The organism is Pseudomonas sp. BF-B-26 (assembly GCF_019956495.1).
Lineage (GTDB): Bacteria > Pseudomonadota > Gammaproteobacteria > Pseudomonadales > Pseudomonadaceae > Aquipseudomonas.
Genome location: NZ_JAHBDP010000080.1, coordinates 98675 through 113361 on the forward strand (window position 1 = coordinate 98675; position 14687 = coordinate 113361).

17 protein-coding genes are annotated in these 14687 nt (G+C 58.5%); 8 read left to right on the forward strand and 9 right to left on the reverse strand.

Features of this window, described 5'->3' with window-relative positions:
• Nucleotides 1-9 precede the first annotated feature (9 nt).
• Nucleotides 10-468, reverse strand: coding sequence for a winged helix-turn-helix transcriptional regulator (locus KGB03_RS17345; RefSeq protein ID WP_111448932.1), 459 nt, complete (start codon nt 466-468; stop codon nt 10-12).
• 134 nt (nt 469-602) lie between these two features.
• Here KGB03_RS17345 and KGB03_RS17350 point away from each other — a divergent pair, with 134 nt between their 5' ends.
• The 4 genes from KGB03_RS17350 (at nt 603) to KGB03_RS17365 (ending at nt 4208) form a co-directional block, all read left to right on the forward strand.
• Nucleotides 603-1886: an MFS transporter gene (locus KGB03_RS17350; RefSeq protein WP_223527828.1), complete on the forward strand. Its 1284-nt coding sequence runs from the start codon at nt 603-605 to the stop codon at nt 1884-1886.
• Nucleotides 1883-2779 (forward strand): EamA family transporter, encoded by an 897-nt coding sequence (locus tag KGB03_RS17355; protein ID WP_223527832.1) that lies wholly within the window; start codon nt 1883-1885, stop codon nt 2777-2779. Before KGB03_RS17350 ends, KGB03_RS17355 begins: the two co-directional genes overlap by 4 nt.
• Nucleotides 2780-3014: 235 nt before the next feature.
• Nucleotides 3015-3410, forward strand: a complete 396-nt coding sequence (locus KGB03_RS17360; protein WP_223527847.1) for a hypothetical protein — start codon at nt 3015-3017, stop codon at nt 3408-3410.
• A gap of 57 nt (nt 3411-3467) precedes the next feature.
• Nucleotides 3468-4208: a Mut7-C RNAse domain-containing protein gene (locus KGB03_RS17365; RefSeq protein WP_192410563.1), complete on the forward strand. Its 741-nt coding sequence runs from the start codon at nt 3468-3470 to the stop codon at nt 4206-4208.
• 59 nt (nt 4209-4267) lie between these two features.
• On the opposite strand, the gene KGB03_RS17370 is transcribed toward KGB03_RS17365, so the two are convergent.
• On the reverse strand, nt 4268-4963 hold the full coding sequence (locus tag KGB03_RS17370; RefSeq protein ID WP_317851234.1) for a tRNA (adenine(22)-N(1))-methyltransferase: 696 nt from the start codon (nt 4961-4963) through the stop codon (nt 4268-4270).
• A gap of 216 nt (nt 4964-5179) precedes the next feature.
• Nucleotides 5180-5521, reverse strand: a complete 342-nt coding sequence (locus KGB03_RS17375) for a hypothetical protein (protein WP_223527853.1) — start codon at nt 5519-5521, stop codon at nt 5180-5182.
• A 167-nt stretch (nt 5522-5688) separates the two neighbouring features.
• On the opposite strand from KGB03_RS17375, the gene KGB03_RS17380 reads away from it, so the two are divergent.
• Nucleotides 5689-5925, forward strand: a complete 237-nt coding sequence (locus tag KGB03_RS17380; protein ID WP_008154805.1) for a hypothetical protein — start codon at nt 5689-5691, stop codon at nt 5923-5925.
• Here the strand turns inward: KGB03_RS17380 and KGB03_RS17385 are convergent.
• The 3 genes from KGB03_RS17385 to ggt form a co-directional block, all read right to left on the reverse strand.
• Entirely contained in the window at nt 5922-8819 is a 2898-nt protein-coding gene (locus KGB03_RS17385; protein ID WP_218535927.1) for an EAL domain-containing protein, read from the reverse strand. The genes KGB03_RS17380 and KGB03_RS17385 overlap by 4 nt on opposite strands.
• 181 nt (nt 8820-9000) lie before the next feature.
• Nucleotides 9001-9534 carry a cysteine hydrolase family protein gene (locus KGB03_RS17390; protein WP_223527856.1) on the reverse strand — a complete coding sequence of 178 codons (534 nt, stop codon included), beginning with the start codon at nt 9532-9534 and terminating at the stop codon, nt 9001-9003.
• Nucleotides 9535-9648: 114 nt separating this feature from the next.
• A complete protein-coding gene (ggt, locus tag KGB03_RS17395) occupies nt 9649-11376 on the reverse strand; it encodes a gamma-glutamyltransferase (RefSeq protein ID WP_223527859.1) in 1728 nt (575 codons plus the stop codon).
• A 151-nt stretch (nt 11377-11527) separates the two neighbouring features.
• Between ggt and KGB03_RS17400 the strand changes: the two genes are divergently transcribed.
• A complete protein-coding gene (locus KGB03_RS17400) occupies nt 11528-12043 on the forward strand; it encodes a methylated-DNA--[protein]-cysteine S-methyltransferase (RefSeq protein WP_223527863.1) in 516 nt (171 codons plus the stop codon).
• A 38-nt stretch (nt 12044-12081) separates the two neighbouring features.
• Here the strand turns inward: KGB03_RS17400 and KGB03_RS17405 are convergent, their stop codons facing one another.
• Together KGB03_RS17405 and KGB03_RS17410 are read right to left on the reverse strand one after the other, a co-directional pair.
• Nucleotides 12082-12672: an NUDIX domain-containing protein gene (locus KGB03_RS17405; protein ID WP_111448943.1), complete on the reverse strand. Its 591-nt coding sequence runs from the start codon at nt 12670-12672 to the stop codon at nt 12082-12084.
• A gap of 61 nt (nt 12673-12733) precedes the next feature.
• Entirely contained in the window at nt 12734-13171 is a 438-nt protein-coding gene (locus tag KGB03_RS17410; protein ID WP_111448944.1) for a hemerythrin domain-containing protein, read from the reverse strand.
• Nucleotides 13172-13321: 150 nt separating this feature from the next.
• Here KGB03_RS17410 and KGB03_RS17415 point away from each other — a divergent pair, with 150 nt between their 5' ends.
• Complete coding sequence (locus tag KGB03_RS17415) at nt 13322-13753, forward strand: GNAT family N-acetyltransferase (RefSeq protein ID WP_223527865.1); 432 nt, start codon at nt 13322-13324, stop codon at nt 13751-13753.
• Between the two features lie 157 nt (nt 13754-13910).
• Here the strand turns inward: KGB03_RS17415 and KGB03_RS17420 are convergent, their stop codons facing one another.
• Complete coding sequence (locus KGB03_RS17420) at nt 13911-14261, reverse strand: hypothetical protein (RefSeq protein ID WP_008154821.1); 351 nt, start codon at nt 14259-14261, stop codon at nt 13911-13913.
• 161 nt (nt 14262-14422) lie between these two features.
• On the opposite strand from KGB03_RS17420, the gene KGB03_RS17425 reads away from it, so the two are divergent.
• Complete coding sequence (locus KGB03_RS17425) at nt 14423-14671, forward strand: hypothetical protein (protein ID WP_008154823.1); 249 nt, start codon at nt 14423-14425, stop codon at nt 14669-14671.
• Nucleotides 14672-14687 lie beyond the last annotated feature (16 nt).

Below are 14687 nucleotides of genomic sequence, written 5' to 3' on the forward strand. Positions count from 1 at the left end.
GCTGTCGATTCACGCCCCGCCGGCAACAAGTCTCACTCTGTGGCAGTCAGACGGTCCAAGTTTTTGACCGCTTGATGAGCGAACATCAATTGGCATCAGAGACTGTCCGGATTCGTTGTCCAACAGCACAGAACGTGTCTCTTGCGGCTTGAACAGGAAGCGTTCGCCCCACTGTCTCATACTGACCACAACCGGAAAGATCTCCCGTCCTTTGTCCGTTAGGACGTACTCCTTGTAGGCGCTTCCATCCGACGCCGGTCGAACGTCGAATACACCGACTTCAACCAACGTTTTTAGTCGCGATGCCAGAATATTTTTGGCCACGCCCAAGCTCTTTTGAAACTCGCTGAATCGGCGAATGTCGTCAAATGCGTCGCGGATAATCATGAGCGACCAGCGATCCCCAATTGCCTCCAGTGTTCTTGCTACCGGGCATTCGCTGCTTTGCGGTGAAGCGCCTTTGACCATCGTATTTACCTTTTGAATAAGGGTGCCAAGTCTGTCGATAAATCTGGATCAATGTGGTTGCAAATTGAAACCTGGCTCAGCAATAATTAAAACCAGTTCTCAATTGAAACCAGTTTAACGCCATGGAGGCGTGCATGACAGCAGATGCAGACTCAACCACCGAACGTTTCTCCAGGCGGCCTTCGGGATTGCCGCATACGGATATCGGAGAAAGCAGCAGGATCGACCGGTCTCCGGGGCTTTCTTCCTCGCTCACGTTATTGTTTTCCGTCACCTGCGCACTTGCAGTAGCCAACGTTTATTTTGCCCAACCCTTGCTCGCCTCAATGGCTGAGAGCCTGGGCGTCACCTCAGGATTGATCGGGGTCGTGGTGACGGCCACTCAGGTTGGATACGCGCTGGGGTTGCTGTTCATCGTACCGCTGGGCGATATGGTCAACCGTAAACGGCTGATTTTGACTCAAGTGACGCTGTCTGCAATTGCGCTGGCGGCAGTCGGCGCATCACAGCAATGGCTGGCCCTGCTGGGAGCCATGAGCATGATGGGCTTACTGGCAGTGGTCGTTCAGGTGCTTGTGGCATATGCCGCCGTGTTGGCAACGCCATCACAACGTGGACAGGCAGTGGGAACCGTAACCAGCGGAGTTGTCCTGGGCATTCTTCTGGCGCGGTTTACCTCTGGGCTGATCGCAGATCTAGCGGGCTGGCGCGCCGTTTATTTCGTTTCATCAGGATTGATGCTGACCATCGCGGCGGTGCTCTGGAAAGTGCTTCCTGCCGCAGTGTCGCCACGCAATCAACACGCCTACCAAGCTCTCATCCGGTCGTTCTTCAAGCTGTTCATGACCGAACCGGTTTTGCGTATCAGGGGCCTGTTGGCCTTACTGATCTTTGCCGCTTTTTCCGTGCTATGGACATCCATGGTGCTGCCGTTGAGCGCTCCGCCGCTGTCGCTTTCACACACTGCCATCGGCATGTTCGGCTTGGCTGGCGTCGCCGGTGCCCTTGCTGCCAGAAGAGCCGGTCGCTGGGCCGATCAAGGTTTGGGACAAAGAGTCACCGGCATTTCGCTGGGGCTCCTGACGCTTTCCTGGTTGCCCATCACTTTTGCCGAGACGTCCCTGATAGCACTGCTCTGCGGAGTGGTCTTGCTCGACTTCGCGGTGCAAGCAGTACACGTCACCAACCAGAGTCTCATTTTTGCTGCTCGACCCGACGCCCAAAGTCGCATGGTCGGCGCATACATGTGCTTCTACTCGGTCGGTAGCGCGCTGGGGGCGGCAGCCGCGACCCAGGTTTATGCGCTCTGGGGCTGGATGGCAGTAAGCCTGCTGGGCGCCTTGATCAGCGCTACAGCTTTGGCGCTGTGGGTTCTTACAAGACATTTCTCAACGACCATTCAAGGACGATCAGTATGAAAGCCGGGCACCTGCTACTCGCAATCTTGATTACTGCCATATGGGGCGTGAATTTCTCGGTTATCAAACTGGGCCTCACCACCGTTGACCCGCTCATTCTTGCTGGCATTCGCTTCACGCTTTGCGCACTTCCAGCGATCTTTTTCATTCCGAAACCTGATGTGCAGTGGCGCTACATCATTGGTTACGGTCTGGTCTTCGGTATCGGACTTTGGGGCATCGTTAACCTTGGCATCAAGTCTGGTCTTTCAGCAGGCATCGCTTCGCTGGTGCTTCAGTTCAGCGCGTTTTTCACCATCCTGCTGGGCTCATGGATATTCAAGGAAGCGATTTCCCGCTACCAACTTGCAGGCATAGGTATCGCCTCCTGTGGCTTGTTGAGCATCATCTCGATTGTTGATGGGACAGTAACGACGGCCGGGCTGATCCTGGTGCTGCTGGGAGCGGTCGCCTGGAGTGTGGCCAACGTGATCAACAAAAAGGCCAAGACCACCCAGGTCTTCGCTTTCATGGTGTGGTCCAGCGCGTTTTCGCCCATCCCTCTTTTCGCGCTTGATTACGCTGTTAACGGCTCGGCGGGTTACAGCGCATTGGTGAATCAACTCGACTACCGCGCCGTCCTATCGATCCTGTTCCAGGTATACCCCAATACACTGTTCGGCTACTGGGTGTGGAATTCACTTCTGAAACGATATCCAGTGTCTACCGTCGCGCCATTGTCGTTATTGGTGCCGGTATTCGGCCTGCTCGGTTCAGTCATGATTTTTAATGAGCCCCTGTCACTTAACAAAATCGTTGCAGTCGTTTTCATCGTGTCGGGTCTTGGCGTCGGCTTATACGGACAGCGCGTCCTCAGTGCGTTGCTCAAGCGATCTGGCCGATGCCCATCGTGATGTAACAGCACGGGCTGGAGACCTTCTGAACACTGCAGAAGGGACATCGAGATAGCAAACCTCAAAGGGGGCCGAACACTGAGGCCATTGGCTATTTAAGCAGCGGCTCCCTAGAACTTTTCCCTATTAATCTGTCTATGTGGATAGGCACATTCGTTCGGTAAGCGCGAACCCGCAAGTTTCCCGCAGCCAGATGGCCACACGTCCAATTGTCAATCAGAGGTTGCCTTCTCTCATGAAATTCCATGACCCACGGATGGTGCTCTTCGCCCTGTTCGCGTTCGCGGCAGTTGGCTCGGCATCAGCAACACAGATGAAGACCTCAACCCCTGTTTTCCCTACTGAAGTCGCAGCCGTTCAGGCTCCTGTCCAGGCCGCCGGCAACCCTTGGCCGACCTTGGCCAGTATGACCGGCAAGCAGCCAGGGCCGTTGCTTGCCCATGACGACCGATACTGGCATGACGGCCGCTGGCACAATCGCCGAGACGATTGGCGCCGAGACGACTGGCGCAGAGATAATTGGCGTAGAGAGCAAGCCCGCCGAGAAGCTGAACGTCGCGATTGGGAGCGCCACCAGGATCGGGCCATGCGGCACCGCTACGAGGACGATCACCGCTACTATCGTCGCTAGTGCGAAGCCACGGGAATCCAGACTCGCTCATCCCGCCGCCCTGCCATACTGTTCAACATGACTCGTGCAACCTTCCGCTTCTACGAGGAGCTCAACGATTTCCTGCCGGCCGAACGGCGGCGGCAGTCCTTCACCTGCGAGTGCGCGCGAGGGGCGACGGTCAAGCACATGATCGAGGCGCTCGGGATCCCGCACACGGAGGTCGAGCTGGTGCTGCTCAACGGCGAGTCGGTGGGCCTTGAGCGGATGATCTTCGACGGTGACCGGCTGGCGGTGTATCCCAAGTTCGAAGCGCTGGACATCAGCCCGCTGCTCAAGGTTCGTGCGCAACCTTTACGGGTGCTGCGCTTCGTCGCTGATGCGCACCTGGGCGGGCTGGCCAGCCTGCTGCGCATGAGCGGCTTCGACACCCTCTACGACAATGGCTTCGAGGATGGCGAGATCGCCGAGATCGCTGCGCAGCAAGGACGCATCGTGCTGACCCGCGACCGCGAACTGCTCAAGCGGCGGATCATCAGCCACGGCTGTTACGTGCATGCCCTGAAACCGTCGCTGCAGCTGCGCGAATTGTACGAACGCCTCGACCTGGCGCGTAGCGCGCGGCCATTCAGCCTGTGCCTTCATTGCAACCTGCCGCTGCACGAGATCAGCCCGGAACTGGCCCGGTTGCAGGTGCCGCCACGCGTGGGCGCCCTCTATTCGCACTTCCTGCGCTGCGACGCCTGCCAACGGATTTACTGGGAGGGTTCGCACTGGCGCGGCATGTGTGCCCTGCTGGCACCTCTGCTGAACCGATAGCCGAGCGCATCGGATCGGACCGGCTGCGGGAAAAGCGCCTCACAAACCCTGGACCTGGCTCAAGCCAGCAGATCGGTGATCCACCGGGCCTGCCGGGCGATCTCTTGCACTTTCTCCTCGGGCACGGCCTGCCGCGCATGGGCGAAGTGGGTCAGGGTCTTCTGCTTCTCGCGCAGGATGCGCTGCCACTTGATCAGGAACGCCGGGCTGCGTGCCTGCATCTGCAGCGGGCCGAAGTAAAGTTCCTCGGCGGTGTACATCACCGGCCCGGCACGCTCGGCGACGATGATTTCGTAGTCGAAGCGATTTTCCCGCAGCAGTTCCTCGCAGAGGATGCGGTAGCCATTCTCCATCAGCCATTGGCGCAGTGGCTGCTCGCCGCCGTTGGGCTGCAGAATCAGGCGTTCCTGGCCGCTCAGGCGCGCCTTGCCGCTGTCGAGGATGTCGCGGATCGTCTCGCCGCCCATGCCGCAGATACTGATCGCGGTGATCCCGTCTCCCGGCTCGATCGCCGCCAGGCCACTGGCCAGGCGCACGCTGATCCGCTGGTCCAGGCCGTTTTCGCGCACGGTGCGTTCGGCCGAGTGGAACGGCGTCAAGGCCACCTCGCCGGCCACCGCCGCCGCGATGGCGCCACGGCGCATCAACGCCACCGGCAGGTAGCCGTGATCCGAGCCGATATCGGCCAGGCGCGCATCTGCGGGCACATGCGCCGCCACGCGCTCCAGGCGCTGGGACAATGTCTGTTCGTTCAACTGCAGTTCCTTTTCACCACGAACGTCCGGCACCGTTGGCCAGATCGGGACGCGATTCTGTCGAGCAACGCCGTGCATTTCAAATTTATATGACCAGGGCCATGACTCGCATCAGCCAGCACAAAAAAAGCCCCGCCACCGAAAGCGGTGCGGGGCAAAAAATTGGTTGGTTGCGGCCAACCAAAGGAGCTCGATGAAAAGCGTCTACGGGCGGAGTCAGATGCAATCCTGTGCGGCGCGCTCAAAACTCGAAGGCAGGAAGTTCGAGGCCAGCAAATGCCGCTCGTAGATGAACACCTTGCCGCCGCTCCCGGCCTTGTAGGCTTCCAGCACGTTGTCCGCCGAGACTTTGCTCGGCACCACGATCCGGTAGCTGCGCTGGGTCTGCGAGACAGTCGGGTTCAACGCTTTGCCCTGCAACTTCGGTACGACGCAGTCGGCGAATTGCGCAGGGGTCTTGTTGGTCTGCAAGGTCAGGGTCGGATCGTTCGGCGCGGAGGCACAACCGGCGAGCAACAAAGAGGCAAACGCTATGGCGGGCGCGAATAAAGGACGCATCGGTCTCATCCCGAGAGTAAAGTTCGATGGAGGCGATTTTCCGCCGATTGCCGACAAAGAAGAACTTGCGTTTCGTAATGGTCACTATTACTTCTAGCGATAGTTGCGCGCCGTGTAGACGGATTCACACTCAATCACGACTGGAAATAATTAATGAGGATCTCTACTTGAGAACTTTTGACCTGATCCGCGACGCCGTTTTGCCCGACTTCCGTGAGCGGGTGGCCGAGTACCTGATCCAGTACGAAACCGTACTGTTGTGCGAAAACGCACCCGACCCGGAGCTTGCGCGGGCCACTGCCAATCAGTTGCGGGGGTATCTGCGAGGATTGAACACCACACGGGTGTTGGGCATGGCGGATTGGGAGGAGCTGGATCGGCGAGTGGTTAATACGTGGCTTTAGCGCCCGACCAGCGAAGTTTCCAACAACGCCTCCAAACCCATCGGCTTGGCAAAATAATAACCCTGGGCCTGCCCTGCACCCATCTCGCGCAGCAAGACCAGTGTCGCTTCATCCTCGACCCCTTCGGCCACCACACTGAGGTCCAGCGATTCGGCCATCCGCACAATCGCCCGGACAATGGCGCGACTGCGTGGACTGGTGGTCAGTTCGAGGATGAACGACTTGTCGATCTTCAAGCCGCTGAAGCGGTATTGATGCACATAGCTCAGGGATGAAAATCCTGCACCGAAGTCATCGAGCACCACCGACATGCCGTTATCGGCCAATTGCTGCATGGTCAGTCGGGCAATGGCTGGCTCAGCCACCAGCGCACCTTCGGTCAACTCCAGGCAGATCCGTGATGGCGCGACCCGGTGCCGGGCCAACAGTGCGAGCACATCGTCGGCGAAGTCCGGACGCGCCATGCTGTAACTGGAGCAATTGACGTGCACCGCAGGCCAATTGGCGTGTTGGGGCTGTGCGAGGATCACTGCAATGCTGTTGAGCATGTACAGGTCCAGTCGACCGATCAGACGCAAACCTTCGACATCCGGCAAAAACTCGCCCGGCGCGATCACCCGGCCACCCGGTTGATGCCAGCGGATCAGCGCTTCAAGGGCCAACAGTTCGCCGCTTTCGACGCTGACAATCGGCTGGAAATACGGCAGCAGTTCGTCGGTACGTTTGAGCGCGTTGCGCAATGCCCCTTCCCGCTCAACCTGGTCCGAGACCTCACGGCGCACTTCCTGATTGAACACTGCGTAGCTGTCACGCCCGGCACTCTTGACCCGGTACATCGCCGCATCGGCGTCGCGCAGCAAGTCGGCTGGTTCGTGATGGAACTGACTGTCAGCACTGACAATACCGATACTGCAAGACGAAAACACTTCATGACCATTGATGGAAAACGGCAGGTCGAACGCCACCAGGATCCGTTCGGCGATTTCGATCACCACGTCCAGCGGCGCCTCGGGGACCAGCACTGAAAACTCATCGCCGCCCAGGCGCGCCAGCATGTCAGTGTCGCGCAGACACCCGCGTAAACGGTGGGCGGCCTGCATCAGCAGCAGGTCGCCAAAATGATGGCCGAGGCTGTCGTTCACCATTTTGAAACGGTCGAGGTCAATGAACATCACCGCCAGGTGCCCGCCTTCGCTGCCGAACCGCGACCAGGCCAGATTGAGGCGCTGTTGCAGGTAGGTACGATTCGGTAGCCCGGTCAGCGCATCGTGGGAGTTTTCGTGTTGCAACTTGGCATTGGCGTGATCGAGCTCGCGAGTGCGGTTCTGCACCCGGGCTTCCAGCATGAGGTTGGCAGCATGGATCGCTTCGGCGGCGGTGCGTCGCGACAACGCGGTGTCGATGTGCCGCGACACGAACGTCAGCAGTTCCTGGTCCCGCAGGGTATAGCGCACCTGCGAGGTATAACTTTGCACCGCCAGCACGCCACGCACCACATCGCCATCGAACAATGGAATGCCCAGCCAGGAATAGGCTTTGACAGACTCATGGGCCATTGCGATTTCACCGTGCGCAGCCAATCGGTCAGCTTCGCCTGCATCAATCAGGCAAGGTCGGCGCTGACGGATAACGTACTCGGTCAAGCCCCGGCGCCCACGCCGCGCCTCCGGGCAGGTTGTCTGCCGTTCATCGACGTAATACGGAAAGGTCACTTCACTGGTCGCGTCGTCGAACAGTGCAATGTAGAAGTTCCGCGCGAACAGCAGATCACCGACGATGCCATGCAACGTTTGAAACAACTCAGCCATGTCGCCAGGCTGGCTCGACAGTTCAGCGATCTGGAACAGCGCGCTCTGCAGATGTTCGGCGCGCTGTCGTTCTGCCACTTCCTGCCTCAATGCATCGTTGACGGCTGAAAGCTCCAGGGTGCGACGCATCACCGTCTCTTCCAGATCCTCGCGGTGCAGAATCCGGTCCAGCGCCATGGCCACGTGGCGGGCCACCACCAGAAACAACGCGCGGTCTTCAGCGCTGTAAGTACGAGAAACGTCGTAGACCTGCATCGCAAGCATGCCAAACACGTCATCCGAGGCATTTTTCAACGGTGCGCCCATCCAGAACTCGGGACGATCACCCACGCAGTAGAAACGATTCTCGGCCTGAGCCGCGAGAATGCCGGCGGCGTCGATCAGCAACGGCTGGCCACTGGTCAATACCTGGCCGGTCAACGACAAGTGCGAAGGGTCAAGGTATTCGTAATGCTGGGACTCCACGGCATCAACGTCGATGATGTCGACGTAATACGGGTAGTCAATCTTGCCACTGTGCGGGTCATACAGCGCGAGATAGAAGTTCTCGGCGTCGATCAGGCTAGCCAGCAGCTGGTGAACCCCCACCAGAAACACTGACCGGTCGCGGGTCGAACTGGCCAGGTAGGTAATTTCATACAGCACACGCTGAGTAATCTGCGCACGGGCCAGAGTATTGGTCTGTACCTCAATGCCCAGGCGCTGGGCAAACTCGGCGAGCGCCGGCTCCGCGGCATCGTTGGCTGGCGCGAGTAGCCAACCCAGCACCGTTTCGCCTCTGCCGGTCGGCCAGCGCTGCAGGTGCCGGGTCAGGCAAAAGGCTTCAAATTCTTCATTCGCAACGATTGACGGCCACTGCACCCTCGGGTCGCCCTGCCCGACCAAATGCATTTGTTCGCCAGCGCGGTAAACCACCCACGCGGTGGTATGGGCCCAATTACGCGCTGAATCCAGTAAATGTTCGAGGGTGTTCTCGTTACCAGCGCAGGCCATTGCGACCGTATCCCACTTCCCGTCTGGTTGAGATGCGACAACGTCGCAATCGTTCGATTGCCGCGGGGAGTGTGTCAATGGACAAAAACTCATCAGCGCTCCCAGAGCCAGAACTGGCGATACTCACCTACTGAACGCAAACAATGTGCCAGTGATCCTCCCGTTTAAAGCGTATAGAGGTTTTTTTCAATAGTTTTATTCGCTAAGTGCCAACAAGGGACGGACAACGAGTGACTCGCTACTTGTTGTCCTGGTCGCTGATCGCCGTGCAGTTTCAGACGCGGATTTCACTGGTCGGGATAACGTCGATCCGCGCCACGGGTCCCGTCAAGTGCGCCAGGTCTGCGTTGTGCTCGGTGATGATGTCTTCGGCGGCGAGGTTGCCGTTGTCGACAGTGGAATGCGCGTCGGCGGCGAGCACGACGTCATAGCCCAGCTTCAGGGCCTGGCGGACAGTGGCGTTGACGCAATAGTCGGTTTGCAGCCCGCAGATGATCAGGCGGTCGACGCCCAAATCCTGCAATTGGGCTTGCAAGTGGGTCCGGTAGAACGAGTCTCGATTGGTTTTTCGCACGCGAAGGTCTTGCGGTGACGTCTTCAGGCTTTCGGCCAGTTGCCAGCCTTCGGAACCGTATTGCAGCTGGTCGCCCTGTTCTTCGTGCTGGATGAGGATGACCGGGATGCCTGCTTCGCGAGCCTTGGCACTGAGGCCGTTGATGTTCTCGATAACGCGCTTGATCTCAAAACATTCGTATTCGCCAGTGCACAAGGCACGCTGGACATCGATGATCAGCAGTGCGGTAGCCATGAGCTTCCTTCCTTGATAGGTCGGTGAATCGGCAACGGATATCGAATCCGTTCCCCTTTTAACGTCTAGGGATCGGGGGCCACCCTCAAGAATTGGGGTGGCCTCGGATCTGCCTCAATAACCGAGCGACAACCCGGTGTTTCGACGTGGATCGTTCGCACCATAGAAGCGGTTTTTGCCCACCGGTTTGCCTTCCAGCGAAGGCGCGCCGACCAGAATCGCCGCCACATGGTTGGCGTCCTGTGGCCCGGTAAACTTGTGCCCCCAACTTTCGAGCATCTTCACCGTATCAGGGCTGGTAGTGAAGGTCTCAAGGTTGGTCTCTTCCGGCAACCACTGCTGGTGGAAACGCGGTGCATCGACCGCTTCCTGGATGTTCATCCCGTAGTCGATCACGTTGAGCATAGTCAGTAAGGTCGCGGTGATGATGCGACTGCCGCCGGGGGTGCCGACGACCATCACCACTTTGCCGTCCTTGGTGACGATGGTCGGGCTCATGGACGACAGCGGTGCCTTGCCGGGAGCGATGGCGTTGGCTTCCCCTTGCACCAGACCGTACATGTTCGGCACGCCGATTTTCGAGGTGAAGTCATCCATTTCGTCGTTGAGGATGACCCCGGTTTTGCTGGCCATGACGCCGGCGCCGAACCAGTCGTTCAAGGTGTAGGTCACCGAGACCGCGTTGCCCCATTTGTCGACGATGGAGTAATGGGTGGTGTTGCTGCCTTCGTGTGGCGCTACGCCGGGTTTGAGCTCGCGGGACACACCGGCCTTTTGCGGATCGATGGCGGTGCGGATTCTGGTGGCGTAGTTTTTATCCAGCAGATGGGCGATCGGGTTCTTCACGAAATCCGGGTCGCCCAGGTAACTGTTGCGGTCTACGTAGGCGTGACGCATCGCTTCGATCTGGTAGTGCATGCCCTGGGCCGAGTGATAGCCCAGGTCTTTCATCGGATAGCCTTCGAGAATGTTCATGATCTCGCAAATCACCACGCCGCCAGAGCTGGGCGGCGGTGCCGAGACCACATGGTAGCCGCGGTAATCGCATTCAATCGGGGCCAGTTCGCGGGTCTTGTATTTGTCGAGGTCGGCCTGAGTGATGATGCCTTTGTTGGCCTGACTGGAGGTAACGATGGCATCGGCCACCCAGCCTTTATAGAAGCCGTCGGCGCCGTTCTCGGAGATTTCCCGCAGGGTCTTGCCGAGGTCTTTTTGCACCAGTTTCTGACCGACTTGCATCGGCTCGCCGTTGCTCAGGAAGATCGCACCGGAATCCTTGATATCCTTCTTGAACACGTCAGTGGCGTATTCCAGCAATTCGACATCGCCCTGCTCCAGCACAAAACCGTCTTCGGCGAGCTTGATGGCCGGGGCGATCACTTCCTTGCGCGGTTTGGTGCCGTACTTCTTCAGCGCCAGTTCCATGCCCGACACGGTGCCCGGCACGCCAACGGCCAGATGCCCACGGGTGCTCAGGTCAGGGACGACGTTGCCCTCCTTGTCGAGGTACATGTTTGCAGTAGCGGCCAGCGGGGCTTTTTCGCGGAAGTCGAGGAAGGTCTTGCGCCCGTCCGCCAACTGAATGGTCATGAAACCGCCGCCACCCAGGTTGCCCGCCGCGGGATAAACCACCGCCAGCGCATAACCGACCGCTACCGCGGCGTCGACGGCGTTGCCGCCATTCTTGAGCACATCGACGCCCACGTGACTGGCCAGATGCTGGGCGGTAACAACCATGCCGTTTTCGGCCGCGACCGGCGCCACGGAGGCCGCGTAAGCACTGAGGCAGCTGAGCGCCAATGAGGTCGCAATCAGCGATTTGGCAAAAGGTTCGAACTTCATGAGTCGGTCTCTTTTTGTTTTTAGGCTCTGTACAAAAAACAGAGGGAAGGCTTCAAGAGCAGAGGCAAGTATGGCTGGGATTGCGTATTGCGCCTCCCCGTCGAGGCAGTATGCTTGGCCTCTGCTCAGCACCTTTACGGAGTCCACCGGCATGAGTTACACCTTCATCACTCTCGCATCTCCGGTGGGCGAGTTGAAGCTGGTCGCGAATGGCTCACGTCTGGCAGCCATCCTCTGGGAAAACGACAAGCCCGGCCGGGTGCGGCTTGGGCCGATGAGTGAGGCGCCGGATAATCCGATCCTGATGCGCACCGCTCAACAGTTGCAGGAATACTTTGCGGGCACGCGCAATCGTTTCGACCTGGATCTGGATTTTGCCGGGACGGAATTTCAGAAGAAGGTCTGGGCAGCGCTGCTGACCATTCCATTTGGCGAGACCCGCAGTTATAGCGAAATAGCCCGGCAGATCGGCAACCCCAGTGCGGTTCGGGCAGTGGGCGCCGCGAATGGCAAGAACCCGATTTCGATTGTTGCGCCGTGTCATCGGGTGATTGGCGCTTCGGGGAAACTCACCGGATTCGCCGGTGGGCTTGAGGCGAAGGAGCAGCTGCTGACGCTGGAAGGATGCGAATGGTCAGGGGCCGGCAGGACAGGCGATTTGTTCTGACGTGACGAGCCCCGCATTTGTGGCGAGGGGGACACAGCTTAAGCGGTGAAGATGTTTTTCATCGCCGCATACTGCAGCAACATGATGGTCTTCGCATCGCAGATTTCCCCGCGATAAAACGCCTCAAGCGCGTCGTCGAATTTCCATTCCAGCACTTCCAGCTCCTCGGTCTCCTCCTCCAGTCCGCCGCCCTCGCTGACCTTGGAAGCGGCATCGTACTCAGCGATGAAGAAGTGCAGCTTTTCGGTCACCGAGCCGGGGCTCATGTAGGCCTCAAACACCTTGTGCACATGGTGCACGCGATAACCGGTTTCTTCCTCGGCTTCTTCGCGGATGCGTTCTTCAGGCGCCGCACCTTCGAGCAGCCCCGCCGCCACTTCGATCAGCAACCCATCGTGGCCATTGACGAACACCGGCAATCGGAATTGCCGGGTCAACACCACGGTTTTCTTTTCGCGGTTGAACAGCAGGATCGCCGCGCCGTTGCCACGGTCGTAGACCTCGCGGGTCTGGCGTTGCCATTCGCCGTTGTTGCGCAGGTAATCGAAGGTGATTTTCTTGAGCAGATACCAGTCGTGGGACAACACCTGAGACTCGATGAGGTTGACCCGCTCGGCTGTGTTCGACATGGCAATGCATCCCTTTTTTCGTCAGAAGGCGCACATCTTAGGCGAAAACGAAAGCCTGGCGCTAAGACAGCTGAGCCTTGTATTCCTTCTCATACTGACCCGCCAGCGTCTCTTTCTGTTTGTCGTCGAGTAACTTGCCGGCCATCTGGAAGAACTTCTGCTCTTCCTCTTCCAGGTGGTGATTGACCTTCTCGGCGAGCTTCTTCGCGGCGACCAGCCAGGCCGGGCTGGACATCTCGGTCTCGTCCAGTTCTTCCATCATTTCGTCCATCTCGTGATGTTCTGAAATGGCATGACGGCTGAGGTCGACGCCGTTATCGAACTCCATCAGCGGGATGTAGAAATGCCGCTCTTCAGCGGTTGCGTGGGCCTGAAGTTCGGACTTGAGCTGCTTGTAAGCCTCGACCCGCTCGGGAGTGTCGCCGCTGGTCTGAATCAGTGCATCGGCGTAGGTGCGTTGGCGGTCATGGCTTTCGCGCAAGGCTTCGAAAATATTCACGGATTGTCCTCATAGGGCGCGTTCAGGAATGACGCTGTTTAGGCTAGACATCTGCGCGATAACGACGGTTCCACTTGTTCTCAGGGGATGGAACCAGGCTCGCGATCGAGATAGGCTGCCATTTCACCGCCATGCCATAAGGATATAGCCATGACCCTGCGAATCGAGTTGTCGCAAAACCCCACGAATGAAGACCGCGAAGCGATCCTCACGCCGTTGCGCGCCTATAACGCCTCGCAGGCGGGAGAGGCGAACTCGCAGCCGATTGCCTTGCTGGTGCGCGATGACAACGACGAAATCCTCGGCGGGCTCTATGGCAGGTTCTTTTACCGATGGTTATTCATCGAGTTGCTGTCGGTGCCTGAACAGGCCCGAGGACAGGGCCTGGGCACGCAGCTGATGCAGATGGCCGAAGACCTGGCACGGGAAAAGGAATGCATCGGAATCTGGCTCGACACCTTCGACTTCCAGGCGCCGGAGTTCTACAGGAAGCTCGGCTACAGCGAGCTAGGCCAGATCGCCGACTACCCGCCAGGTCACAAGCGCTTCTTTTTCCAGAAGCGCCTGATGAACAACACCTGACCCGGCGGGAGCAAACCCCATTTTCATAATCAACACAGAACAACTGTGGGAGCGGGCTTGCTCGCGAAGGCGGTGTGTCAGTCAACAGAGATGTTGAATGTACCGGCCTCTTCGCGAGCAAGCCCGCTCCCACAGGGGGATGCGTCAATCCAAAGAATCAGAGGCAGGTCGCCAACGCCGCCAGTCGGCGCTTGGCCACAAAGTCGTCATGCTGCGCGTAATAATTCAGCACGGTAGCGGAAGCGTCAGTCTTCACGTCCACAAAGGACTCCGCCGAGCGCGTGTAAACGGTAGTGCCGCCCTTCTCGCCAGGCTGCAAATATGCGCCAGCATCGACACCGAACACCGCCTCATCCTGCCAGGAAAACTGCACACACTGGGCGACGACTTTTTCCGGTTTGTCCGACGTCAGGGTTTTGTACGGGGTTCCAGTGCGGGCGTCGTTCATCGCCGAGCCCGCGCATCCCGCCAGCAACGTTACGGCCAGCGCCACCATCAGAATTCGCATTGCGTTCGCTCATCAAGAAAAAGCGGACTGTATCACCGCGGCACGGCGTATCGTTCTGCTTTACTTCATTTATACCGCGACACCGAGTGACGATTCGCGCACCCTGTCGCGCCATTAACACTGCATCGCCCGTTTTTCCGGGCTCATTTTCTGGAAAGGTCATGACACCCAACGCCGAATACTACAAACCGACCGCTGAATATGCCGACAAACTGATCAGCCAGATCGGTCAGACGCCGTCCTGGATTGCCAAGCGAATTGGCGTTACCGACAAGCGGATTCGTTACATCCTCGACGGCGAAAGAACCGTCAAAGGTGAAACCACGCCAATTCAAATGACGTACCCCGAGCAGTTTGCCCTCGAGTGCCTGGCAGCAGCGGCCAAGGCCAGCAAGAAGCAGTCTTCGTAATCCAGCCTCAAGGAGC